At 63.9% G+C, this 24,433-nt stretch carries 16 protein-coding genes; 10 read left to right on the forward strand and 6 right to left on the reverse strand.

The annotated features are described in order from the left end of the window. Positions 1-7: 7 nt before the first annotated feature. Positions 8-1,306 carry a homoserine dehydrogenase gene (locus QQS14_RS05540; RefSeq protein ID WP_285905942.1) on the reverse strand — a complete coding sequence of 433 codons (1,299 nt, stop codon included), beginning with the start codon at positions 1,304-1,306 and terminating at the stop codon, positions 8-10. A 165-nt stretch (positions 1,307-1,471) separates the two neighbouring features. Beyond that, positions 1,472-2,683 (reverse strand): aminotransferase class I/II-fold pyridoxal phosphate-dependent enzyme, encoded by a 1,212-nt coding sequence (locus tag QQS14_RS05545; RefSeq protein WP_285905944.1) that lies wholly within the window; start codon positions 2,681-2,683, stop codon positions 1,472-1,474. A 190-nt stretch (positions 2,684-2,873) separates the two neighbouring features. On the opposite strand from QQS14_RS05545, the gene QQS14_RS05550 reads away from it, so the two are divergent. From QQS14_RS05550 to ettA, 9 genes are all read left to right on the forward strand, one after another. After that, positions 2,874-3,797 carry a branched-chain amino acid transaminase gene (locus QQS14_RS05550; RefSeq protein WP_285905945.1) on the forward strand — a complete coding sequence of 308 codons (924 nt, stop codon included), beginning with the start codon at positions 2,874-2,876 and terminating at the stop codon, positions 3,795-3,797. A 120-nt stretch (positions 3,798-3,917) separates the two neighbouring features. Continuing rightward, on the forward strand, positions 3,918-5,978 hold the full coding sequence (gene dnaX / locus QQS14_RS05555) for a DNA polymerase III subunit gamma/tau (RefSeq protein ID WP_285905946.1): 2,061 nt from the start codon (positions 3,918-3,920) through the stop codon (positions 5,976-5,978). A gap of 43 nt (positions 5,979-6,021) precedes the next feature. Next, positions 6,022-6,333 carry a YbaB/EbfC family nucleoid-associated protein gene (locus QQS14_RS05560; protein WP_285905947.1) on the forward strand — a complete coding sequence of 104 codons (312 nt, stop codon included), beginning with the start codon at positions 6,022-6,024 and terminating at the stop codon, positions 6,331-6,333. 11 nt (positions 6,334-6,344) lie between these two features. Further along, positions 6,345-6,950 (forward strand): recombination mediator RecR, encoded by a 606-nt coding sequence (recR, locus tag QQS14_RS05565; RefSeq protein ID WP_285905949.1) that lies wholly within the window; start codon positions 6,345-6,347, stop codon positions 6,948-6,950. Positions 6,951-6,966: 16 nt separating this feature from the next. Next, a complete protein-coding gene (gene recD2 / locus QQS14_RS05570) occupies positions 6,967-9,177 on the forward strand; it encodes an SF1B family DNA helicase RecD2 (RefSeq protein ID WP_285905951.1) in 2,211 nt (736 codons plus the stop codon). Between the two features lie 146 nt (positions 9,178-9,323). Beyond that, positions 9,324-9,830 carry a ferritin gene (locus QQS14_RS05575; RefSeq protein ID WP_285905953.1) on the forward strand — a complete coding sequence of 169 codons (507 nt, stop codon included), beginning with the start codon at positions 9,324-9,326 and terminating at the stop codon, positions 9,828-9,830. A gap of 89 nt (positions 9,831-9,919) precedes the next feature. Further along, positions 9,920-11,623 carry a 2-oxoacid:acceptor oxidoreductase subunit alpha gene (locus QQS14_RS05580; RefSeq protein WP_285905954.1) on the forward strand — a complete coding sequence of 568 codons (1,704 nt, stop codon included), beginning with the start codon at positions 9,920-9,922 and terminating at the stop codon, positions 11,621-11,623. Positions 11,624-11,639: 16 nt separating this feature from the next. Then, entirely contained in the window at positions 11,640-12,470 is an 831-nt protein-coding gene (locus tag QQS14_RS05585) for a 2-oxoacid:ferredoxin oxidoreductase subunit beta (RefSeq protein WP_285905956.1), read from the forward strand. A gap of 102 nt (positions 12,471-12,572) precedes the next feature. After that, positions 12,573-14,255, forward strand: coding sequence for an energy-dependent translational throttle protein EttA (ettA, locus tag QQS14_RS05590; protein ID WP_285905958.1), 1,683 nt, complete (start codon positions 12,573-12,575; stop codon positions 14,253-14,255). A 57-nt stretch (positions 14,256-14,312) separates the two neighbouring features. On the opposite strand, the gene QQS14_RS05595 is transcribed toward ettA, so the two are convergent. From QQS14_RS05595 to QQS14_RS05605, 3 genes are all read right to left on the reverse strand, one after another. Next, a complete protein-coding gene (locus QQS14_RS05595) occupies positions 14,313-16,535 on the reverse strand; it encodes a GGDEF domain-containing protein (RefSeq protein WP_285905959.1) in 2,223 nt (740 codons plus the stop codon). A 265-nt stretch (positions 16,536-16,800) separates the two neighbouring features. Continuing rightward, on the reverse strand, positions 16,801-19,047 hold the full coding sequence (locus QQS14_RS05600) for a carboxyl transferase domain-containing protein (protein WP_285905961.1): 2,247 nt from the start codon (positions 19,045-19,047) through the stop codon (positions 16,801-16,803). 11 nt (positions 19,048-19,058) lie between these two features. Beyond that, positions 19,059-20,477, reverse strand: a complete 1,419-nt coding sequence (locus QQS14_RS05605) for a biotin carboxylase N-terminal domain-containing protein (RefSeq protein WP_285905963.1) — start codon at positions 20,475-20,477, stop codon at positions 19,059-19,061. Positions 20,478-20,722: 245 nt separating this feature from the next. Here QQS14_RS05605 and QQS14_RS05610 point away from each other — a divergent pair, with 245 nt between their 5' ends. Then, positions 20,723-21,979, forward strand: coding sequence for an NAD(P)/FAD-dependent oxidoreductase (locus QQS14_RS05610; protein WP_285905965.1), 1,257 nt, complete (start codon positions 20,723-20,725; stop codon positions 21,977-21,979). Between the two features lie 56 nt (positions 21,980-22,035). On the opposite strand, the gene QQS14_RS05615 is transcribed toward QQS14_RS05610, so the two are convergent. Next, positions 22,036-24,261 carry a CHASE2 domain-containing protein gene (locus tag QQS14_RS05615; protein ID WP_285905966.1) on the reverse strand — a complete coding sequence of 742 codons (2,226 nt, stop codon included), beginning with the start codon at positions 24,259-24,261 and terminating at the stop codon, positions 22,036-22,038. Positions 24,262-24,433: the final 172 nt, after the last annotated feature.

Raw genomic sequence — 24,433 nt, forward strand, 5'->3', positions numbered from 1 at the left:
AGTCCCGTTAGAGGATTCTGAAGCAGACGCAAGGTTCGACGCTGAAGTCCATGGCGTCCACCTCGGCGATGACCGCGTCGGCGGCCTCGGCCCGGGTCTCGTGGCTGATGATGACCAGCGGCACGCCCTTGGCTCCGGCCTCGCCGTCCTGCACGGCCTGGGCGATGGACACGCCATGAACGGCCATGGAGCTGGCAATGGCGGCCATGACGCCGGTGCGGTCGGCCACGGTGAAGCGGAAATAGAACTTGGACTCGGATTCCCCCGGCGGCACGATCCTGGCCTTGGGGATGGGCTGGTTGCGGAAGCCGGTGTTGTCGAGCATGTCGCAGCGGCCGCTGGTCTGCCGGGCGAGGCTCATGATGTCGGCCAGCACGGCGCTGCCCGTGGGCAGATCGCCCGCGCCCTGGCCGTGGAGCATGATCGGCCCCACCGCGTTGCCCTCCAGGCGCACGGCGTTGTAGTTGCCGCCCACCCGGGCCAGCAGATAGGTGTAGGGCACCAGGGCGGGGTGGACGCCCGCTTCGAGCTTGTCGCCCACCACCTTGGCGTGGGCCAGCAGCTTGACCCGGTAGCCGAAGCGGCGGGCGAACTCGATGTCCAGCGGCGTGACCATGGAGATGCCCTGCACGGGCAACTCGTCCAGGGGATAGTCCACGCCAAAGGCCATGCGGATGAGCACGCAGAGCTTGTGGGCGGTGTCAAACCCCTCGATGTCGAAGGTGGGGTCAGCCTCGGCGTAGCCAAGGGCCTTGGCCTCGTCGAGGGCGGTGGTGAAATCCATGCCCTTGGTCGTCATCTCCGAGAGGATGTAGTTGGCCGTGCCGTTCATGATGCCGAGCATCTTGACGATCTCGTCACCGGCCAGGTTTTCCTTGAGGGTCTGGACGATGGGGATGCCGCCCGCGCAACTGGCCTCGAACATGAGACCCGTGCCGCTGGCGCTGGCCGCCTCGAAGAGTTCCAGGCCGTCCACGGCCAAAAGGTGCTTGTTGGCCGTGACCACATGCTTGCCCGCGGCAAACGCCTTGAGGATCAGCGCTTTGGCCGCGTCCAGCCCGCCCATCAGCTCGACCACGATGTCGATGTTCGGGTCGCTGACCAGGGCGTCGGGGTCGGTGGTGAAGCTCACGCCCGGGCCGGGGTCGAAGGCGCGCGCCTTGGCGAGATCGCGCACGAGGACGCGCCTGATTTCTATGCGTTTGCCGAGCCGCTTTTCAATGCGTTCGCCGTTGAGATCCAGTATCCGGGCCAGACCGGAGCCGACAGTGCCGAAACCGGCCAGGCCGAGTCGTATCACGTCCATGAAAACCTCGATTATCAGGCTGTCGAAAAACGGCGATCTACGTCGTTGCTTCAAAAAGTTCAAACCCTCGCGTACAGGAAGTACGCTTCAGTCTTGAACTTTTTTTGCGCCTAGCATCTCACCATTTTTGAACAGCCTGCATGTTTGGACTTTTTCAACGGTCTGTTAACCCTTTCCGAAGAATTTCCGAAGATTGCGCACGGCCTGATTGGTGCGGTGGCGGTTCTCCACAAAGCTGAAGCGCACATGATCGTCGCCGTATTCGCCGAACCCGAGGCCGGGCGAGACAGCCACCTCGGCCTCCTGAAGGAGCATCTTGGAGAATTCGACCGAGCCCATGTGCTTGAATTCTTCTGGGATGGGCGCCCACAGGAACATGGTCGCCTTGGGCGGGGTCACGGCCCAGCCGATGCGGTTGAGCCCCTCGCACAGGGCGTCGCGCCGGTCGGCGTACACGGCCATGATGTCCTTGACAGCCTGATCCATGTCCTCGACCGTGAACTTGGGGTTCTCGCCCAGGTCGCCGTTGAGGGCGCAGGTGGCCGCGATCTGGATGGGCTGGTAGATGCCGTAGTCGAGATAGCTCTTGATGCGGGTCAGGGCCTGGACCATGTCCGGGTTGCCCACGCAAAAGCCCACGCGCATGCCAGCCATGGAGTAGCTCTTGGTCATGGAGAAGAACTCCACGCCCACTTCCTTGGCCCCCTCGGCCTGCATGAAGCTCGGGGCGACGTAGCCGTCGAAGACGAAGTCCGCGTAGGCGAGGTCGTGGATGACAAAGAGCCCGTGCTCGCGGGCGAAATCAACGATGCGCTGGAAAAAGGGGAGTTCCACGCACTGGGTGGTCGGATTGTGCGGGAAGTTGATGATCAGGAGCTTGGGCTTGGGCCATGTGTGGCGCACAGCCGTCTCCAGGTTCTCGAAGAAGTCCTGGCCCGGGCCGATGGGCACGCGGCGCACGTCCGCGCCCGCGATGATGGAGGCGTAGGGGTGGATTGGGTAGGCCGGGTCCGGGGCGAGCACCACGTCGCCGGGGCTGAGCATGGCCAGGGCCAGATGGGCCAGCCCCTCCTTGGCCCCCATGGTCACGCAGACCTCCTGATTGTCGTCGAGGGAGACGTCGTAGCGGCGCAGATACCAGTCGCGAATCGCCTTGCGCAGGCCTTTGATTCCCTTGGATGCCGAATACTTGGAGTTACCCGGCCGATACGCGGCCTCGGTGATCTTGTCGAGAATGGGCTTGGGGGTGGGCACGTCGGGGTTGCCCATGCCAAGGTCGATGATGTCCGCGCCCGCGTGGCGCATCTTCATCTTCAACTCGTTGACCTGGGCGAAGACGTAGGGGGGAAGCCGATCGACTCTCGCGAATTTGGACATGGCAAGAAACTCCTGAAAATGTATGGGTGCAAGAGTAGTTTTCTTACTCTCGACGCCCATGCCTGTCAAAATGAAATTCCGTGGTGGCCGTCATCGTGTCTTGACCTTGTGGTCGCTTTTTCATACTTTTCAATTTTTACTCGTGCATTGTTGCGGCTTGTTGCCACCCACTTCCCAAGGAGCGAATTTCATGGTTCAAAAATCGGAAACCATCTGGTTTGATGGCGAACAGGTCCCCTGGGACGAGGCCAATGTCCACGTCCTGACCCACACACTGCATTACGGCGCGGGCGTCTTCGAGGGCATCCGGGCCTACCAGTGTGCGGACGGCAGCTCCGAGGTCTTCCGTCTCGAAGAGCACATGATTCGGCTGGTGAATTCGGCCAAGATTCTGGGCATCAAGGTGCCCTATACCCCCGCCGAATTGTGCGAGGCCGCCATCGAGACCCTGAAGCGCAACAAACTGGCCGGGGCCTACCTGCGCCCGCTGGTCTTCATCGGCGAGGGGGTCATGGGCGTGCATCCGGGCAACAACCCCATCCGCACTGTCATCGCCACATGGCCCTGGGGGGCGTACCTTGGCGACGAGGCGCTGGAGAAGGGCATCAAGATCAAGACCAGCACCTTTGCCCGCCACCATGTCAACGTCATGATGACCAAGGCCAAGGCCTGCGGCAACTATGTCAACTCCGTGCTGGCCAAGACCGAGGCCGTGGCCGACGGCTACCACGAGGCAGTGCTGCTGGACACCACCGGTCACGTATCCGAGGGCTCGGGCGAGAACATCTTCATGGTGGTCAACGATATCATCTATACCCCGCACTCCGACGGCGTGCTGGGCGGCCTGACCCGCGATTCCATCATCACTCTGGCTACGGACCTGGGCTACGAGGTGCGCGAGGAACCCATCACCCGCGACATGCTCTATATCGCGGACGAGGTCTTCTTCACCGGCACCGCTGCTGAATTGACCCCGGTCAGTTCCATCGACCGCCGGGAGATCGGCGAGGGCAAGGCCGGGCCGGTGGCCAAGCTGCTCCAGACCGAGTACTTCAAGATCGTCAAGGGCGAAAATCCCGACTACGAGCACTGGCTCCACCGCTACACCATCTAGTGGCAAGTCGGTCCATCATCTGCTAGACAAGGGGGAAATCCGGCGCGGCTGGTCGGGTTTCCCCCATTTCCATGCGTTTTTCCCGGACAGCGTGGCCGCGCACAAGCATCAGGCAGGCTCATGAGCACATCGAATCTTACCGCCAAGTACCGCCCCCAGACCTTTGCCGATGTGGCCGGTCAGGAGGCCATCAAGGCCATCCTGTCCAGGGCGGCCGGGCAGGACCGCGTCGCTCCGGCCTATCTCTTCTCGGGCACGCGCGGGGTGGGCAAGACCACCATCGCCCGAATCTTTGCCAAGGCCCTCAACTGCGTCAACGCGCCCACGGCCGAGCCGTGCAACCAGTGCTCCAACTGCCGACAGATCACCGCCGGGGTGGCCGTGGACGTCATCGAGATCGACGGCGCGTCCAACCGGGGCATCGACGACGCCCGCCGCCTCAAGGAGGACATCGGCTACGCGCCCGTGGAGTGCCGCTACAAGGTCTTCATCATCGACGAGGCGCACATGCTGACCAAGGAGGCGTTCAACGCGCTGCTCAAGACCCTTGAGGAGCCGCCGCCGCGCGCCACCTTCATCATGGCCACCACCGAGCCGCACAAGTTTCCGGCCACCATCGTCAGCCGCTGCCAGCACTACACCTTCAAGATGCTCTCCCAGCAGAGGCTGGTGGACCATCTGGAAAAAATAATGAACGCCGAAGGCTTGCAATACGAGCCGGGCGCGCTCCAGATCATCGCCAAGCGCGGGGCGGGCAGCGTGCGCGACTCCATGTCGCTGCTCGGTCAGGCCTTGGCCATGGGCGAGGAGGTGCTGCGCGAGGAGAGCGTGCGCGGCTTCCTCGGCCTTGCCGGGCAGGATGTCTTCTTCCGGCTCATGGAGGCCATGCACTCGCGCAATCTCGTGGCCGTGGGCATGGTCCTGCGCCAGGTACTCGACCAGGGACTTGATCTCGGCTTTTTCCTGCGCGAGTTGACCACCTGCTGGCGCAACATGTTCCTGCTGCGACAGGCAGGGGCGGAGGCGCTGCCCCTGCTCGGACTCTCGGACGACGAGAGCCGGGCCTGGATGGACTGGGCCGGGAAGTTCTCGCCCGCCCACATCCACGCCTGCTGGCAGATGACCCTGGACGGCCAGCGCAAGGTCATGACCAGCCTTGAACCCGCCCTGGCGCTTGAATTGCTCCTGCTCAACCAGGCCAGCCTGCCCGACTTGATCGACCTTGAAGCCATGACCGGCCCGGCAACACAGGGGGGCACCCCCGGCCAGGGTATCCCGCCGCGCCGCACTCCCGGATCAGGTCCGCCGTCCGGCTCTTTTTCCCAAGGTCCGCCTTCCGGCTCTGGCCCGGGGCAGCGGTTCACACCGCCCCGGCAAGCGCCCCCGGCCCAGGCTTCCCCGACCCAGATGCCTCCGCAGGCAGCGTCGCCGCGTCCGGCACCGTCCGCGCCCCAGGGCCGGGCTCCTGGCGGGGGAGGGCAGAGAAGCGAGCCGGACGCTTCGGCAGGCGAGCCGTCCGCCAGTCAGGACGATTCCCGACCCCATTCCGTCATGAATCCGGCCGCAGCCCCGGTCAGTTCGGCCCCCGTGGCCGCATCGCCTTCCGCGTCACATGAGCCGATGCCGCCGTCCTACGATGACGGACCGCCCGACGATCATGACTGCCCGCCAGAGGCTCCGGCCTTTGCGTCCGGCAATGACCAGTGGGATGCGGCCTCTGGCCCGGCCCACACGCCAGCGCCGTCCGCGCCTGAGCTATCCCGGGTGGAAGTCCCCCTGTCCCGACCGGCTCCATCGCGACCGGTCCCATCTCGATTGGCCGGGCCGCGTGACTGGAACGGCTTCCTCGACTTCGTTGCCGAGCGCAACGGGCAGGCCGGGGTGCGGGTGGCCATGCTCCGTCTGACCGAGGGGCTGGTGGGCGACGCCGAGTTGGTCATCCGCTGCAAATCGCGGATGCATTGCTCGCAACTTTCTGACAATACGACGTTTTCTTCTCTGGCGGCCCTTGCCGGGGAATATTTCGGCTCCGAGGTTGAAGTTCGCGTGGAAACAGGCGATATTGCCGTCCCCAAGACGGACAGGCAGCTTCAGGAGGAGGCCGAGAACCATCCGGGCGTGCTCAAGGTGATGGAAGCCTTCAGCGCGCAGATGCTCTCGGTGGGCCACCGCAGGCAGTGACCGACACATCGGGCAACCCCATTCAGACACAACGGAGAATTCCATGAAAAACATGAACGAGATGATTCGTCAGGCGCAGATCATGCAGCGCAAGATGAGCGAGAAGCAGGAACAACTCAAATCCATGACCGTGGAGGCGTCCAGCGGTGGCGGCATGGTCACGGTCACGGTCACCGGCGGCCAGGAACTGGTCGGGGTGTCCATCGAGCCGAGCGTGGTCGAGGCCGGGGACGTGGAGATGCTCCAGGACCTGGTCCTGACCGCAGCCAACGAGGCGCTCAAGAAATCCAAGGAACTCATGGAGAAGGAACTTTCGGCCGTGACCGGCGGGTTGAACATCCCCGGGATGTTCTAGGAGAAACCGCGTTGCAGAATATTCCCGGTCCCCTCAGGGAGGTGGTGGAGCAACTCTCCAGCCTCCCCGGGGTGGGGCCAAAATCGGCCTTGCGCATTGCCCTGACCCTGCTCAAGATGCCGCGCGAGCGGGCCAACGGCGTGGGCCGGTCCATCCTCGACCTGCGCGAGAACCTGTGTCTGTGCGAGGAGTGTGCCTGTCTGGCCGAGGCCAGCCCCTGCGCCATCTGCGCGGACCCGGCCCGCGAGACCGACCAGCTCTGCGTGGTGCCCGAGTGGGACGCGCTCCTGGCCATGGAGGATATGGGCGTGTACCGGGGCCGCTATCTGGTCCTGGGCGGCCTGCTTTCGCCTCTTGATGGCGTGTCTCCGGCCAACTTGGAGACCGACCGCCTGCGCCGCCACCTGCGCGCCGGGCACGTGCGCGAACTGATCCTGGCCCTGGGCGCGACGCTGGACGCCGAGGCCACGGCATCCTTCATCAAGAACATGGTTGAGGCGGAGTTTTCCGGCGTCAATGTCAGCCGTCTGGCCCAGGGCATCCCCATGGGCGGGGAGGTCAAGTTCATGGACCGGGAGACGCTGCGGCAATCCCTGGTCCACAGGCAGAAAGTGTGAGGGGCGGGCAGCGGCCATGACTGGGGAGCAACTGACCTTCCTCTCTGGTGCCGAGGTGCAGTCCGTGGTCTACCACAACAATGAGAACGGCTACGCCATCGCCCGCTGCCGCCTGCGCGACGAGCCGGGTCAGTTCTCCATCGTGGGCACCATGGGCGAGCTGACCGCCGGGTCCACCCTGGACCTGCACGGCGTCTGGACCACGCATCCCAAGTTCGGACGCCAGTTCGAGGTGCGCACCTTTGAGCAGGCCCGGCCCGCCACGGAGAACGGGGTCATCCGCTTCCTGCAATCCTCCATCAAGGGCGTGGGCGAGAAGACCGCCACGAGGCTGGTGGAGGCCTTTGGCGTGTCCGTGCTGGACCTGCTCGACGACGACCCGGAGCAGCTCCTGACCATCAAGGGTATCTCCAAGAACAAGCTCACGGACATCATCGACTCATGGAGCCGTCAGCGCGAGATCAAGAACCTGCTCGTCTTCCTCCAGACCCACGGCGTGCCCACCACCTTTGCCGGGAAGATATTCCACCTGCACGGTGCCCAGGCCGAGCGCAAGCTGCGCGACAATCCCTACGATCTGGCCTACAAGATTCGCGGGGTGGGCTTTCGCACCGCAGACCAGATGGCCATGAAGCTCGGCTTTGCCCCGGACTGCGCCCAGCGGCTGGAGGCGGCCATCTCTTATACCCTGTTCACCGCCTGCGAGCGGGGCGGGCACCTGTTCATCCCCAGGGACACGCTGCTCTCGGACGTGGCCCGGATGCTGGACACCACGGATTTCGACAGGCTGGAGTTGGCGCTTTATTCGCTGGAGGAGAAGAAGCGGGTGCGCATCGAGACCCTGGCCGACCAGGGCGTGGCCGACGCGGTCTATCTGATGCATTTCTATCACTACGAGAACGAGATAGCCCAGCGGCTCCATCAACTCGTCAGCCATCCCACGCCCGTGAGCCGCAAGAAGATCGAGAAGACCCTGCCCACGGTGGAGGACAGGCTCGGCTTCAAGCTCTCGGACGAGCAGCGCCGGGCGGTCTTCGAGGCGTGCAGTAACAAGGTCTTCATCATCACCGGCGGGCCGGGCACGGGCAAGACCACCATCACCCGGGCCATCATGCTCACCCTCAAGGAGCTGGGCCTCAAGATTAAGCAGGCCGCGCCCACGGGCCGGGCGGCCAAGCGCATGGCCGAGGCCACGGGCCACACGGCCCTGACCGTCCACCGGCTGCTCCAGTACCAGCCAGACGGCGGGTTCCACTACTGCGAGGACCAGAAACTCAAGGCGGACGTGCTGGTGGTGGACGAGGCGAGCATGGTGGACGCGCACCTGTTCGTGTCCATCCTGCGCTCCCTGCCGCACACTTGCCGCCTGATCCTGGTGGGCGACATCAACCAGCTGCCTAGCGTCGGGCCGGGCAACGTGCTGGCCGACCTGATCAACTCCGAGCGCGTGCCCTGCGCGGTGCTGACCCATATCTTCCGGCAGGCCCAGGAGAGCTTCATCGTGGTCAACGCCCACCGCATCAACAGCGGGCAGTTCCCGAGGCAGCATCCGTGTCAGGCCCCGGAGGCGGATTTCTTCTGGATTCCGCAGGAGGACGCGGCCAAGGTGCAGCGCCTGATCCTCGACAGCGTGTGCGAGCGCATCCCGGAGCGCTACGGCCTCGACCCCCTGCGCGACATCCAGGTGCTGACCCCCATGCACAAGGGCGAGGTGGGCACCCAGGCCCTGAACGCCGCCTTGCAGGAGCGGCTCAACCCGCCCGGCCCGCATGTGCGCGAACTCAAGCGCAAGTTCGTCACCTACCGCGCGGGCGACCGGGTCATCCAGCTCAAGAACAATTACGACAAGGAAGTGTTCAACGGCGACCTCGGCTGGATCGTGGACGTGGACACCGAGGCCCAGGAACTGGTCGCGGAGTTCGACGGCAACCATGTCCACTACGAGACCTCGGAGCTGGACGAACTGGGGCTGGCATATGCCGTGAGCGTCCACAAATCCCAGGGCAGCGAGTACCGGGCCGTGGTCATGCCCATCGTCACCCAGCACTTCATGCTCCTGCAACGCAACCTGCTCTATACCGGGCTGACCCGCGCCCGCGAGCTGGCCGTGCTTATCGGCAGCGAGCGCGCCTTCCAGATCGGCCTGAACAACGCCACGGCCGGGCAGCGCAACACCAATCTGGCCCACCGGCTGCGCAACAGGTTCGCCCAGGCCAGCCTCGCCTGACGGATCGTCTTCTTCGCATTCCCTTGCAAACCGGCCTGAAAGATGGTGTATTGGTTGGTGACGTTTCACGTCACGCAGCCATGCCCGGCCCGTTGTCATGCGGGCCGGATAAACCAATCAATCCGCCGCAAGGCACGGGAGTCTTCATGCTCAGCGAAAAAATGCAGGACGCGCTCAACGCCCAGATGAACTGGGAAATATATTCGGCGCACATCTATCTTTCCATGGCCTCTCATTTCTCCGGTGCCGGGCTGGCCGGGATTTCGACCTGGATGAACGCCCAGTACCAGGAGGAAATGTTCCACGCCATGCGCTTCTTCAACTACATCAACGAGGCTGGCGGCCATGCCATGCTTGGCACCATCGAGGCTCCGCCCTATTCGTGGGAGTCGCCCCTGGCCGCCTTCGAGCAGGCCCTGGAGCACGAGCAGGGCGTGACCGCCCGCATCAATGCCTTGGCCGACCTGGCCATCGAGGAGCGCAACCACGCCGTGGGCATCTTCTTGCAGTGGTTCATCTCCGAGCAGGTGGAGGAAGAGGACTCGGTGGGCGACATCGTGGGCAAGCTCAAGATGGTGGGCGACGGCGGCGGGTTGTTCATGCTCGACCGCGACCTGGGCACCCGGGTCTTCACGCCGCCGACCAACGCCTAAAGCGGGTTGAACCACAAGGCCGGACGGTGCATCCCTCCGGCCTTTTCCTTCACGGAAACACGGTGCTAAAACAGCCACGGGAGGCAGCCATGCCGGACACAAGCATCAACATCGTCATCGGCGGCGAAGCCGGGCAGGGGTTGGCCACGGTGGGCCAGCTCATGGCTCGGGCGGCCACGCGGGCCGGGTATCATCTGCTGGTCAACCAGGACTACATGTCGCGCATCAGGGGCGGGCACAATTTCTTCTCCATCCGCATGGGGCCGGAGCCGGTGATGGCAATCGCCGAGGGTATCGACGTGTTTGTGGCCCTGGACGGGCGGACTATCGACGAGCACCGGGACCAGCTCAACGCGGGGGCCATCGTCATCGCCGGGGAGGCCCTCGACACAGCCGGGCTGAACGCATTGCGCGTGCCCTTCAAGGAGCTGGCTCCCAAGCCGCTGTTTCACAACGTGGTGGCCCTTGGCGTGCTCGGCGCGGCCGTGTGCGGCGATGTGACCATCCTTGAGGACCTGCTGCGGCAGACCTTTGGCAAGAAGGGCGATACCGTGGTCCAGGCCAATCTCGACGTGGTGCGCAAGGCCTTCGCCTGGGTCGGGGAGCAGGAGTTCGACTTCTCCTGCATTGCGCCGCCCCAGGAGAATCCGGGCAGGCGGCTGATGCTCGACGGCAACGAGGCCATCGCTCTGGGCGCGCTGGCTGCCGGGTGCAACTTTGTCTCGTTCTATCCCATGACCCCGGCCACCACCGTGCCCATCACCCTCATCGCCAAGGGAGCCCCGCTGGGGTTGGTCCACGATCAGGCCGAGGACGAGATAGCGGCCATCAACATGGCCATTGGCGCGTCCTACGCCGGGGCCAAGGCCCTGGTGGCCACCTCGGGCGGCGGGTTCGCCCTGATGACCGAGGGCGTGAGCCTGGCCGGAGTCTCGGAGACGCCGCTGGTGGTCGTGGTGGCCCAGCGGCCCGGCCCGGCCACGGGCATGGCCACCCGCACCGAGCAGGCGGACCTGAATCTGGTCCTCCATGCCGGGCACGGCGAGTTTCCCCGGGCGGTGTTCTCGCCGGGCACGGTGGAGGAGTGCTTTTCCCTGACCCACCGCGCCTTTGATCTGGCCGAGCAGTACCAGACGCCCATGTTCGTGCTCACGGACCAGTTCCTGGCCGATTCGTACCGGGCTGTGCCGCCCTTTGACCTCGATGGGCTGCCCGAGATCGCGCAGCCGCTCATGGACGCCCCGGCCCCCTACAAGCGCTACGCCCTGACAGACGACGGTGTTTCGCCGCGCGTGGTGCCCGGCTTTGCCGAGGTGCTGGTCCGGGCCGATTCCCATGAGCACGACGAGCAGGGCCGCATCACAGAGGACCCGGCCAATCGCGTGCGCCAGAACGTCAAGCGGCTGGACAAGGGCAACGGCCTGATGCAGGACGTCATCGGCCCGGAGTATTACGGCCTTGATGAGAGCGACGAGGCTGCGGACCTCGTGCTCCTGTGCTGGGGCTCGTCCCTGGGCGCGTGCCTCGAGGCGGCCGAGCGCCTGAACGCCAAGGGCCTCACGCGCACGGCCGTGCTCCATTTCAGCCAGGTCTATCCCCTGCGCGAGGAGCAGTTCATGGACTTCCTGGAATCAGCCGGGCAGGTAGTGGCCGTGGAGGGCAACGCCACGGCCCAGTTTGCCCGGCTGGTGGCCCGGGAGACGGGTTTTGTCGTCACCGGCTCGGTCCTGCGCTTCGACGGCAGGCCGCTCAGCCCCGGGTATGTCCTCAAGGGACTTGAAAGCATCATCTAGCAAAGGGAGTGAATCCATGATCTCCATCAAGCAATACGGCGAATTCGAGACCTCCTGGTGCCCCGGCTGCGGCAATTTCCCGCTGCTGGAGTCCCTCAAGAAGGCTCTGGCCCACCTTGATCTGCCCCCGCATCGGGTGATGATCTCCTCCGGCATCGGCCAGGCGGCCAAGGCCCCGCACTACATGCACTGCCACATGTTCAACGGCCTGCACGGCCGGTCCCTGCCCGTGGCCCAGGGCATGAAGATGGCCAACCCGGAAATGACCGTCATCTGCGAATCCGGTGACGGCTGCGTCTACGGCGAGGGCGGCAACCACTTCCTGGCCGCCATCCGGCGCAACATGGACATCACCCTGCTGGTCCACGACAACCAGATATACGGGCTGACCAAGGGGCAGGCCAGCCCCACGACCCAGCGCGGGCATGTGACCAAGACCCAGCCCGGGGGCGCACCCTCCGAGGCCTTCAACCCCGTGGCCGTGGCCGTGGCCATGAAGGCCGGGTTCGTGGCCCGCGCCTTCACCGGCGAGCCCGAGCACCTGACCGAGATGATCGTCCAGGCCGTCAACCATCCCGGGTTTTCCCTGGTGGACATATTCCAGCCCTGCGTCTCCTTCAACAAGGTCAACACCTTTGGCTGGTACAAGGAGCGCTGCCGCGTCGTCGAGGACCACGACCCCACTGACTGGGGTGCGGCCATGGCCCTGGCCGACGAGTTCGGCGAGCGCATCCCCCTTGGCGTGCTCTATCGCGGCGAGCGGCCTGTGCTGGCCACCCCCGAGCCGCTGGCAAGGCACCGCTACGCTGCTGGCGATCTCGCCGCCGTGCTTCAGTCCTACGCCTGATCCGCGACCGGGGCGCGGGGCGGCCAAGGATATCCCTTTACAAAGGGCGGCTTCTTTGCAAAAGCTCTTGCCCACGAGACAACCCCTTTTCATGAGGTGACAATGAGCAACGAGTCGGAAAAGATCATCTACTCCATGTACAAGGTGACCAAGCGTCACGGACAGCGTGAAGTACTGAAGAGCATATCCCTGTCCTACTTCCACGGCGCCAAGATCGGCGTGCTCGGCCTCAACGGCTCGGGCAAGAGCTCGCTGCTCAGGATTCTGGCGGGCGTGGATACGGAGTTCGAGGGAGAGACGCACGTCAAGGAAGGATACACCGTGGGCTACCTGGAGCAGGAGCCGCTGGTGGACGAGACCCGCACCGTGCGCGAGGTGGTGGAGGAGGGCGTGGCCGAGATCATGGCCATTGTCCGGGAATACAACGAGATCAACGAGAAGTTCGCCGAGCCCATGGAGGCGGACGAGATGGACGCCCTCATCGAGCGCCAGGGCCGGGTGCAGGAACTGATGGACGCCAAGGGCGCCTGGGACATCGACTCCAAGCTCGACATGGCCATGGACTCCCTGCGCTGCCCGCCGTCGGACACGCCGGTGTCGGTCATCTCCGGCGGCGAGCGCCGCCGCGTGGCCCTGTGTCGCCTGCTGCTCCAGGCCCCGGACATCCTGCTACTGGACGAGCCCACCAACCACCTGGACGCCGACTCCGTGGGCTGGCTGGAAAAATTCCTGTCCCAGTTCCCGGGCACGGTCATCGCAGTGACCCATGACCGCTACTTCCTCGACAACGTGGCGGGCTGGATTCTGGAACTGGATCGCGGCCGGGGCATCCCCTGGAAGGGCAATTACTCGTCCTGGCTCGAACAGAAGCAGAACAGGCTCAACCAGGAGAGCAAGGCCGAGTCCGAGCGCCAGAAAACCCTGGAGCGCGAGCTGGAGTGGATACGCATGTCGCCCAAGGGCCGCCGGGCCAAGGGCAAGGCGCGCATCAACGCCTACGAATCCATGCTCAGCCACGAAAGCCAGCGGCTGGCCGATGACCTGCAAATCTACATCCCGCCGGGACCGCACCTGGGCAAGCAGGTGGTGGTGGCCGAGCATGTGACCAAGTCCATGGGCGACAAGCTGCTGATGGAGGACATGAACTTCATCCTGCCGCCCAACGCCATCGTGGGCATCGTCGGCCCCAACGGCGCGGGCAAGTCCACCCTGTTCAAGATGATCGTGGGCGAGGAGAAGCCCGATTCGGGCGAGATGATCCTCGGCTCCACGGTCAAGCTGGCCTATGCCGACCAGAACCGGGCGTCGCTGACCCCGGGCAAGACCGTGTACGAGGTCATCAGCGGCGGGGCGGAGTTCATCAAGCTGGGCGACCGCGAGATCAACGCCCGGGCCTACTGCTCGCGCTTCAACTTCGCCGGGCAGGACCAGCAGAAACCCGTGGATGTCCTCTCCGGCGGCGAGCGCAACCGCGTCCACCTGGCCCAGATGCTCAAGTCCGGGGCCAACGTGCTGCTCCTTGACGAGCCCACCAACGACCTGGACGTGAACACCATGCGTGCCCTTGAGGACGGGCTGGACAACTTCGCGGGCTGCGTGCTGGTCATCAGCCACGACCGCTGGTTCCTGGACCGCGTGGCCACTCACATCATCGCCTTTGAGGGCGACTCCCAGGCCGTTTTCGTGGAGGGCAACTACAACGACTACGTGCTCGACCGCAAGAAGCGGCTGGGCGTTGACGCTGACCAGCCCCACCGGATCAAGTTCCGCAGGCTGACCCGCTGACCCTCTCGGACAGTGTGAAATGACAAGCCCTTCGTCGTTTGCGACGGAGGGCTTTTTCTATCGGGCGGCTTCCGGGGAGCCCAGTGGCGGGCGGCGGTCCATGGCCACAGAGTTGCCCTCCTGGGATTTGGCGTATTTCTTGACGTGGGCGGCCCGCTCGCCGATCTCCATGAGGGAGCAGTTGCCGCATATCTCGATGACGCCAAGGGAGATGCTGACCAGCGGGTAGTCACGCTCCACGCCGTCGCGTCCCTTGGCCGTGATCCACCTCCTGGCGCGATCCTCCGGGCAGTAGCACCGCTTGACCAGCCTCCCGAAACAGCGGTGGACGGAGCGGCAGATGCGCTCCACCGACTCGGGCGAGGTGATGAGCACGAAGTCGTCGCCGCCGATGTGGCACACCCGGGCCTCCTGGCCCGCGTGTTTGCGCGCGGCCCAGCTCATGATGTCCGCGGCCAGCTTGAGGACGCCGTCTCCGTTCTTGAAGCCGTAGGTGTCGTTGTAGACCTTGAAGTGGTCGAGGTCGGCGTAGATGATGCTGAAGCGCCGGTTCTGGGCGATGCGGCTCTCCACTTCCTGCTCGATGGCCACGTTGCCGGGCAGGCCGGTGAGGGGGTTGGTCCCCTTGGCCATTTCCACCTGGATCTTGGCCATGGCGTTGAGCAGGGTCTGCACCGAGACAATGCCGTAGAGGCGGCCCTTCCTGGTGATGATGATGTCGTCGTAGGTCTTGATGTGGTCGCGCTTCATGGCCTGGCGCGCTGCCTGCTCCACCGGGGTGTCCAACTCGACCATGAGCGGGCTGGCGTCCATGACCGTTTCGATGGGGCGGCGGTGGTACAGGGCGATGCCGTATTGCGACGAGAGCTGGCGGTTGAGGTGGTACTCCATGACCAGCCCGCGCGGGATGTCGTCCTCCGTGACCACGATACTTGAGAATCTGCTGTTGTTCTTGAAGAAATCCTGGGCGTCCGAGACGAGGTAGTCAGCCGGGATCGAGTGGGGCGGATGGGCCAGGTCGCCGATGGGCAGGGAACAGGTGATGGATCGTGTGCTCACCTCGCTGATGGACTGGATGCCCAGGCACTCCTTGCTCAGTTCCGGCTTGGGCGCGGCCGGTCGGGCCAGGAAGTATCCCTGGCCGCAGTGGACGCCGATGTCCTTGAGGCAGAGGGTCTGTGCCTTGGTCTCAATGCCCTCGGCGATGATGCGCGAGCCGATCTTGTCGGCGAAGTTGACGGTGGTTTCCACCAGGGCCCGTTTGACCGGGTCCTTGTGAATCCCGTCAATGAGGGATTTGTCGAGCTTGATGAACTCGGGCTGGAGCTGGGCGATGAGGGTCAGGCCCGCGTACCCGGCCCCGGCGTCGTCCACGGCCACGCGAAATCCCTGGCTGCGGTAGTGGTCCAGCGTGCGGTAGAAGAGGGCGAATTCCTGCACGCTGTGGCGCTCGGTGATCTCGAAGACGATGTCGTCCGGGGTCAGCCCGGCCGAGGTCAGGAGCTCCAGGGTCTTGCCGGGCGTGAATTCCGGGTCGGCCATGGTCTTGGGGTGGATGTTGATGAAGAGCTTCTGCCCGTCGCGCAGGGGGCCGACATTGGCAATGGCCGATTCGCGGCAGACCCGCTCAAGGGCGAAGAGCCGCCCGAACTGCTCGGCAGTCTCGAAGAGGATGACCGGCGAGCGGAACGACGTCCCCTCCGGTCCCCGCGAGAGCGCCTCCCAGCCGAGGATGGAGCCGGACTTGAAGTCCAGGATGGGCTGGTAGTGGGTGGTGATCCGCTTTCGGGCCAGGATGTCGTTGTAGGTGTTGGCTATGGACAGGCCCTGCATGTCCAGCGGGGTGCGCAGGATGCGCCTGGCCTCGTGCAGGGCCGCATCGAAGCGTGGCGAGTCGTCGCCCCCGGCCTCCAGGGTGGCGAATCCCATGCCCAGGTCGATGCCGATGCCGGTGTGGTTGAACATGGTCCGCTTCAACCCGTTCTGGGCCTTCAGCTTGTATTCGTAGGCCATGTCAGCCGGGGAGTTTCTGCGCGGCATGATGAAGGCCATCTCGCCCGGGCCGACCTTGAGCACGGCCATGTCGCGGCAGTCTTCATTGTCCTGGGCCGTGGCGGCCAGGACGTCCCTGAGCTCGTGTTCGAGCTGGTTGATGAACCCTTGGCCGTACATTTCGGTCAGGATGGCGTAGTCCCTGATGGTGATGAGCACGAGGGTGAAGCCGGTCTCATGGGCGACGGTCCTGTCGAGCAGGGCATGTTCTGGAATTTCGTAATGCATTCCTGCGCCTTGGGCGTTATGTGTCATGTTTCGCATGAGTTGTTCGAGCAAGGAGCCGGCCATGATGTTCCTCCCATGTCTTCGAGGCATGATCGACTGCGCCGACGCATGACCACGTCAACGTCATGGAATTTCTACATGGAGTGGCCCGGGAGTTGTTACTTGCGGGTGACGATTTCGGGAAGATTGCGAGGGAAGGAAACGGGGCGGCCGCAGTTGGCGGCCGCCCCGTGGATGGTTTCGGCGTCTGGTGTCCTGACTCGGATCAGCGGTAGTAGAGGTTGCGGCCGCCGATGGTCTGGAACGCCTGCTGGAGGTTCTTGCGGATGTCCTTGCGGCTCCACACGCCCTGGATGTGGCCCCGGGACAGGGCCTTGAAGCAGTTGTGGTAGTCGGGCGGAATTTCTACGCCGGTGGTCTCCTTGATCACGCCGGGACCGGCAAAGCCGAGCCGCGAGGAGCGCACCGCGTACTGGTAGGGTGAGCAGCCGAGGAAAGAGGCCACTGGTCCGGCGTAGGAGTTGGTGTCGTAGAGAACGATGTACAGGCCGCCTTCCTCGATGTATTTGCGCACGGCCATGGTGCAGCGCGGCATCTGGATGAGGCCGTTGACGCCCTCCTGGATGCGGATGCCCGCGGTGCCGTGGACATAGGCCAGGAAGGGCTGGTGTTTGGACTGGGCCAGCTCCAGGGCGCGGATGAACTTTTCGCCCTCGGCCGCGCCCACCGAGCCGCCCCGGAAGTTGGCGATGAGCGTGGTGCACGTCAGCCGGGTGCCCTCCAGGCTGGCGTTGAAGGTCATGCAGCTGCTTTTGAGCCCGGTCTTTTCCCTGGCCTGCTCGATGCGCTTGTCAAAGCCGGGGAAGCCGGTGGGATTGCCCGCCACGATATCGCGATTGAACTCGCGGATGGACCCCTTGTCAAAGACGTTGTGGAGATACCACTGGTATTCCATGGGGAAGTTGTAGCCGCAATTCGGGCAGACCCCGGCGAAGTCGGTGAAGAGGTCGCGCGCCCAGATGTCGAGGCAGCCGCGCTTCTCGGCGTGGGGGCAGGATATCTCCCGGTCCGCCCGCGCCTGAGGGCTGACATAGTCGCAGGCGTTGTCCGTGCAGGTCTCGCCGGAATCAGTCCGGGACAACCCGGTCAGTTCCATCTCCTTTTGCCGGTCGCCGTTGGACTTGACCCCCAGCTTCTTGAGGCCGGAGCGGTACATGGCGTCGAGTTTGCCGGTGACCACATGGATCTCGTCCATGGCCTCCTCGACGATGCGGCCCACCTTCTGCCTGAAGGGTTTGACCAGTCCGTAGTTGACCGCCGAGGTGGTGGAGGAGACGATGTCGCTGCTGGTGGCGCTGAGCTTGTCGAGCAGGGAGCGTTCGTCGATGTAGGCCTGGGTTGCCAGCTTGCGGTATTTCCTGAAGCGGCGCGCCACGAGGCGCTCGCGCGCGTTCTCCGTGAGATTCCAGCGCACGATGATGTCCGCGTTCTTGTGGAAGTGGCGCATGGCAAAGGCCCTGACCAGCCTCAAGCCGCGCACGGACAGGGTGACCTCGTCCGTGGCCCGGACCACCTGCTCGCGCAGCTGTTTGTAGAAGTCGAAGTGGTCGGGGCGCGCGCCCAGGGGCGGCTCCTGGATGATGGCGTCGATGTAGCCGTTTCTCAAGTTGTCCTGGGCCGTGATCTGCTGGGCGATGGCGCAGGATTCGATGAGCTCCGTGGGGGCGCGCTCCGAGCCCTTGATGCGCCCCTCGATTGCGGCCGCACCCTCGGGCGAGATGACCGAATAGTAGCCGTGGGAGAGCATGAGGCGCTTGTCGGCCATGCCGATGGCCTCGGCCCCGCCCGAGCCGCCCTCGGAGAAGATGGCGATGACAGGCACCGACAGGCCTGCCATCTCGTAGATGTTCTCCGCGATCTGCTGGGCCGCGCCGGGAAAGTCTTCCACCGGGTAGGAGCCGGGGGTGTTCACGTAGGTGTGGATGGGGATTTGCTCCCTGGCCGCGACCTTCATGTACTTAAGGGCCTTGCTGTTGCCCCAGGGCTTGATGGAGCCGCCGTTGCGGAACTCCTGGCCGTGGCCCTTTTCCTGGCCCACCACCATGACCGGCTGGTTGATGATCTTCCTGCCCTTGCGCCGGGTGATGTAGGCCCGTGCGATGAGCATGCCGGGGTCGATGGAGTGCTCGTCCTTGCCGCCTATCTCGGTGTAGTTGTCGTAGACGTTTTCAAGGATGTCCTTGAGGCAGACGCGCTGGGGATGGCGTACGATGCGCACCTTGTCCATGGCCGTCAATTGCGCGTCGATGGCCGTCTCCATGGTGGCGATGCGCTTTTCGAGGAATTGCAGGGCGCGCATGGCCCGGTCGTCGGCCACGACGATGTTCTTGTCGGGAAACTCGGCGATCTCCTTGGCAAAGGCGTCCAGTTCGGGGCGGTCCTTGTTGCCGAGGATTTCGCGGGCGTAGTTGACCCGCTGCATGAGTTCCGTGAGTTTTTTTTCTATGCTCATGATGTGGTTGGCTAGAATTCAAGCAGGTTTTCGGTACGATCCTGCAGGAAGGGAATGTTCGACTTCATGGCCCCGCCGCCGGAGTCCACGCCCGAGAGCCTGAGATCGGCCAGGAATTCGAGCCCGCGCCGTTTGGCCTCCTCCAGGTCCGCGCCCCGGATGATGGCCAGGGCCAGGTTGGGGTCGTACTCGGTGGGAATCTGATAGGGCCGGTCCAGGGGTACGTGGGTATGCACCGACAGCCAGTCGTGCTGCGTCCATTTCAACTCGTCGATGCGTCCCACCCAGGGGGCGAAGCCGTTTTCGGTATCCTCGGCGATGAGGCGGTATTCGATGCTCACGCCGTCAAAGGAGACGTCCTTCTGGGTGTAGCCCAGCGGCTCGCCAAGGCCGATGCGGATCTGCTCGCGGATGAGGTTGACGTTGCCGTCGCCCCTGACGGACGCGATGTCGGCCGACACGCCGTTCTCCACCTGGATGCGGGTGTTGACCTCCATGAGGAAGGGCTTGCCGTCCGGGGTGACTATCCACTCCCAGGTGCCCACGTTGTCGTAGTCGATCTCGCGGGCGATGGACAGGGAGTAGCCGGTGATGTCGTCAATCACCCTGGTCGCGTCGAATTCGTAGCGCAGGGCCTGGGGCCAGAAGCCCGGGGCCACTTCGATGCGTTTTTGCAGGCCCGGGCTCTGCACCGAGCAGTTGCGGGTACCGAAGTGGACCGGGTTCTTGCCGCTGCGGTCGGACACGATCTGCACTTCGAGGTGGTTGAAGTTGAAGACGCGCTGTTCGATGAGCACGCCCTCGTCGTTGAAGGTGCGCAGCGAATAGTTGCGGATGCGGCGGTATGTCTGGCGGAAGCGGGCCATGTCCTCCACCTCGTCGATGCCCATGCCGCCGCCGCCAGCCGAGGCCTTGACCAGGACCACGGGCCGCTTGATGCCCATGTTGGCCTGGAACTCGAAGAGGTTTTCGGCAATGGTCTCTGCCTCCATTTCATCATAGATGGCGCGATCCGAGCCCGGCACCGTGGGCACGCCCAGGCCGCGGGCCAGCCGCTTGGTGTTGATCTTGTCGCCCAGGTCGCGGATGACGCGCCAGGAGGGGCCGATGAAGGTCATGGGCCTGTCGCGCTCGCTGACGCGCCGGGCGAAACGGTAGTTCTCCGAGAAGAATCCGTAGCCCGGATGGATGGCCGTGGCCCCGGCCTGATCGGCCACGGAAAGGATGTCGCCAGCGTCGAGATAGTTGTTGATGCGGTAGACGGCCTTGTCGCCGCCGAGCTTGCGGGCCGCGTCCACATGGCCGGAAAGCCTGTCTTCCTCGGTGTAGAGGGCCACGAAATCAAGCCCGAGGTCGGTGCATGCCTGCATGATCCTCACGGCGATTTCGCCCCTGTTCGCAATAAGTACCGTGTTGCCGTGTATGCTCACTGTGGGTCCTTCGTCTCCTCGTGGTGAATGGAAGGTGTTGTAAATAGCGCTTCTCAAGGCTTCTGGCAAATTCTTTGACCTGTCAAAAAGTTTTTAAATTTCAGATTATTAAATAGAAACATGTGTTTGAATTAATTGTTATGGATTTTTGGCAAAAAAATGAGTAATCAAAGGTTTCAGACGATTTTGTAGTCAGATTTTACAAAATTAGAAATTATTCGAGAGACGACGATAGGGAGAGTCTTATGGATTACGTAATTGTAGGAAATGGCGTTTCGGCCATCGGTGCGATCGAAGGAATTCGACAACATGACGCCGACGGGCGGATTCTCGTCATCAGCGACGAGGCGGTGCCCACCTACGGGCGGCCGCTCATCTCCTATTATCTGTCCGACAAGATCAAGTTCGAGACGCTCCCTTACCGGCCCGAGGAATTCTACAGAAAGAACAAGGTAGAGATGAAGCTCGCCTCTCGGGTGGTCAAGGTGGACGCCAGGGCCAGGGAAGTGGTTCTTGAAAACGGGGAGACAGTGCCCTACGGCAAGCTGCTGCTGGCCACGGGCGGCGCGCCGGTCAATCCCGACCTGCCCGGCATCGACGGCACGGGCGTGTACAACTTCACCACCGTGGCCCACGCCGAGGCCCTGCGTGAGCTGGTGGACAAGGTCAGGAAGGTCGTGGTCATCGGCGCGGGGCTCATAGCGCTCAAGGCGGCCGAGGGGTTTGCCGAAAAGGGCGTGGATGTGACCATCGTCGTGCGCTCCCGGATCATGCGCACCTATTTTGACGAGACGGCCAGCGATATCATCGTCGAACACCTGGAGAAAAACGGCATCCACTTCATGCAGGGCACCGGCACCAGGGCCATCGTCCGTCGCGATGACGGCACCATCCGGGGCGTGGAGACCGACCAGGGGGTGGTGGACGCGGACGTGGTCATCGTGGCCGCTGGCGTACGCCCCAACATGGGGCTGGCGACCGAGGCGGGCATCGTCACGGGCAAGGGCATCCGGGTGGACGACCACATGGCCACCAGCGATCCGGACGTATTCGCCGCAGGCGACGTGGCCGAGGCCAGGGACATGCTCACCGGCGAGTTCACCGTGCGTCCCATCTGGCCCAACGCCTACTCCCAGGGCCGTTACGCCGGGCTGAACATGGCCGGTGCGGCCAAGCCCTACACCGGCGGCCTGTCCATGAACTCCATCACCTACTATGGCTTGGCAACCATATCCGTGGGCCAGACGAACCCGGAAGAGGGGAGTGAGATGGAAACCTTTCTGGACCGCGAAAGAAGCGTCTACCGCAAGCTCGTCTTCAAGGGCGACACCCTGGTGGGCTGCATCCTCATCGGCGACATCGACGGGGCCGGGTTCTATACCACTTTCATCAAGAATCGTTTCACCCTCGATGCCGATGCGCGCAAGCGCCTCGTTGAGGGCGATCCCTCCCCAGCCCTCTGGCCCGACGAGTTCATCGAGTCCATGCACAACAACCCCTAATCGGGATCGTCACGTCATGAACAAGGGGCCGCGCATCGCCATGCGCGGCCCCATTTCTATTTGGTCTTGTGGGTGAAGACGCCGTCCCAGTCCGCGCCCGGCGGCTCTTCGGCCAGGTGGCGGCAGCGCTCGATATACATCTCGTAGAGCACCGGCTCCAGGCCCCGGGACAGAAGCGCCTCGAACACGGCGCGTGCCTCGTCGAAGCGCTGGGCCAGATACAGGTCGTGCGCCTTTTCGTAGGCCGCCAGTTCGTCTTCGCGTCGGTCTGCCTCGTCGGCCGTGTAGGCGGTGTAGATGGTGACCGGCTTCTCCTTGCCCTTGACGCGCACGCTGTCGAGGATGCGGAAGCGGTAGGCGTCGCCGCAGGCATCGACAATGGCCTGGCTGACCACCAGTTTCTGGCCGTAGTACTTGGTCAATCCCTCCAGGCGCGAGGCGAGGTTCACGTTGTCGCCGATGAGGGTGTAGTCGAAGAGGTCGGCCGAGCCCATGTTGCCCACCCGGACCCGGCCGCAGTGGACACCGATGCCCACGGCAATGGGGAAGCCGTACTTTTCGACAAAGAGCTTGTTCAGGTCGTCGAGCCGGTCCAATTGCTCCAGGGCGGCCTGCAACGCCTTGAGTTGGTGGTTCTCGATGTCCAGCGGCGCGTTCCAGAAGGCCATGACCGCGTCGCCGATGAACTTGTCCAGGGTTCCCTGGTGACTGGTGATGATGCGGGTCATGGGGGTGAGGTAGTCGTGCAGCAGGTTGGTTACCTGGGTCGGGGTCAACTTTTCCGAGAGCGAGGTGAAGCTGCGCACGTCCGAGAACTGGATGGTGATCTCCTTTTCCTGGCCGTCCAGGGAGAGGGAGCCCGGATCGTCCATGATCTGCGAGATGACCGATGGGGCGAGATAATGGGCAAAGGCGCCGTGGATGAACTTCTTGGCGTGCTCTTCGCGCCAGAACTTGATGGCCGTGAGCATCAGGAAGGTCAGCCCCAGGGTGATGAAGGGATAGAGCGGCGAGATGAACAGAGAGTGTTCGGTGTAGAGCCGGACCGTGGCATACCACATGGCCCAGCCCAGACCAAGCAGGGGCAGCGCCAGCCAGGCGGCCCTGGCCCACATGAGCAGCAGGGTGGTCAGCAGGCCCATGGCCAGGATCATGGCCAGTTCCACCCCCTTGGCCCAGTCCGGGATCACGAGAAACTGCTTGGAGAGGATGTTGTCCACCACCGTGGCGTGGGCCTCAACGCCCGGATAGCCTGGATCGAGCGGGGTGGCGCGGATGTCCTTGAGTCCGGCGGCCGAGGTGCCGATGATAGCGATCTTGCCCGCCAGCGCCCCGGCGGGCAGCCGCTTGCCCAGCACGTCGGCCGCGCTGACGTACTCGAAGGTCTTCATGCCGCCGCGATAGTTGATGAGCATGCGGCCGCGCTCGTCCGTGGGAATGACCGTGGAGCCCAGGCGCACCGATTCCACGCCGATGGACGACATCTTCAGGACCATGGACTCCATGCCCGTGGCCTCCATCAGCGCGGCCAGGGCGAGGCTCGGATAGAACTCCCCGTTCCAGCTGAAGAGCAGGGGCACGCGGCGGTAGACGCTGTCCTCGTCCGGGGCGATGGTGATGAAACCGCTGCGCCGGGCCGCCTTGGCCAAAACGGGTAGGGGGCAGATGGCCTCCTCGGCCCGGAAGAGCACATCGTGGGGCGATGGCGCGCCGGGAGGGGCGAGCACGGCCACCTTGGCCGGGGTGATGGCGCACTCCGGGCTCGGATGCGCGCCCTCATCGCGTTCAAGGGCCCTGGTCATGAAGTCGAACCCGAGCACGAAGGGGCCGGTGGCGATGTTGCGGGCCAGCAGCTCGTCATTGTCCTCCAGCGCCGGGGGCAGGCCCTGGATGGCTATGTCGATCTTCATCTCCTCCTTGAGCTGCCTGATCAGGACTCGGGGCGAGGTCCGGTCCTCCTCGGCGAAAAGAATATCGGTGGCCACCGCGGCCGCGCCGTATGCCTGGAGATACTTGAGCAGCATGGCCATCCGGTACCTGGGCCAGGGGAACTGCCCGAGTTCGTTCAGGCTCTTCTCGTCGATGTCGATGACCACCGGGACGTTGGTGGCATTGGCTTCATGATAGCTGCGCAGATACTGGTCGTAGACCTTGTGGTCGAGCAGGCGAAGAAACGTCGGTTGAACGATGAACAGGGCCGTCATCAGGGCGGACGCGGCCAGCCCGGCCCCAAGCAGGATGATCTGGTCCTTGCCCAATGCTTTTTTCAGGAATGTGAACATGTCCCCCACCCGTGGCCTCCCGGAGCGGCATCGAACCCATAATCTTGCCATATCCCGGGAGAAAATGATATATTGGTTGAAATATTCAGCATAAGAGTATACTGTCAGCCAGTTTCCTGGGGTGGATCGGAAGTGTTTCTGAATTTTTTTCGCCGGATAAGTCCCCCCGGGC

It is taken from the genome of Pseudodesulfovibrio pelocollis, assembly GCF_030282845.1.
GTDB lineage: Bacteria > Desulfobacterota > Desulfovibrionia > Desulfovibrionales > Desulfovibrionaceae > Pseudodesulfovibrio > Pseudodesulfovibrio pelocollis.

Excerpts from the sequence above, each read along its gene's own strand:
- QQS14_RS05540 (WP_285905942.1), bottom strand. The coding sequence starts at position 1,306 with ATGGACGTGATACGACTCGGCCTGGCCGGTTTCGGCACTGTCGGCTCC.
- QQS14_RS05545 (WP_285905944.1), bottom strand. The coding sequence starts at position 2,683 with ATGTCCAAATTCGCGAGAGTCGATCGGCTTCCCCCCTACGTCTTCGCC.
- QQS14_RS05550 (WP_285905945.1), top strand. The coding sequence starts at position 2,874 with ATGGTTCAAAAATCGGAAACCATCTGGTTTGATGGCGAACAGGTCCCC.
- dnaX (WP_285905946.1), top strand. The coding sequence starts at position 3,918 with ATGAGCACATCGAATCTTACCGCCAAGTACCGCCCCCAGACCTTTGCC.
- QQS14_RS05560 (WP_285905947.1), top strand. The coding sequence starts at position 6,022 with ATGAAAAACATGAACGAGATGATTCGTCAGGCGCAGATCATGCAGCGC.
- recD2 (WP_285905951.1), top strand. The coding sequence starts at position 6,967 with ATGACTGGGGAGCAACTGACCTTCCTCTCTGGTGCCGAGGTGCAGTCC.
- QQS14_RS05575 (WP_285905953.1), top strand. The coding sequence starts at position 9,324 with ATGCTCAGCGAAAAAATGCAGGACGCGCTCAACGCCCAGATGAACTGG.
- QQS14_RS05580 (WP_285905954.1), top strand. The coding sequence starts at position 9,920 with ATGCCGGACACAAGCATCAACATCGTCATCGGCGGCGAAGCCGGGCAG.
- QQS14_RS05585 (WP_285905956.1), top strand. The coding sequence starts at position 11,640 with ATGATCTCCATCAAGCAATACGGCGAATTCGAGACCTCCTGGTGCCCC.
- ettA (WP_285905958.1), top strand. The coding sequence starts at position 12,573 with ATGAGCAACGAGTCGGAAAAGATCATCTACTCCATGTACAAGGTGACC.
- QQS14_RS05595 (WP_285905959.1), bottom strand. The coding sequence starts at position 16,535 with ATGCATTACGAAATTCCAGAACATGCCCTGCTCGACAGGACCGTCGCC.
- QQS14_RS05600 (WP_285905961.1), bottom strand. The coding sequence starts at position 19,047 with ATGAGCATAGAAAAAAAACTCACGGAACTCATGCAGCGGGTCAACTAC.
- QQS14_RS05610 (WP_285905965.1), top strand. The coding sequence starts at position 20,723 with ATGGATTACGTAATTGTAGGAAATGGCGTTTCGGCCATCGGTGCGATC.
- QQS14_RS05615 (WP_285905966.1), bottom strand. The coding sequence starts at position 24,261 with ATGTTCACATTCCTGAAAAAAGCATTGGGCAAGGACCAGATCATCCTG.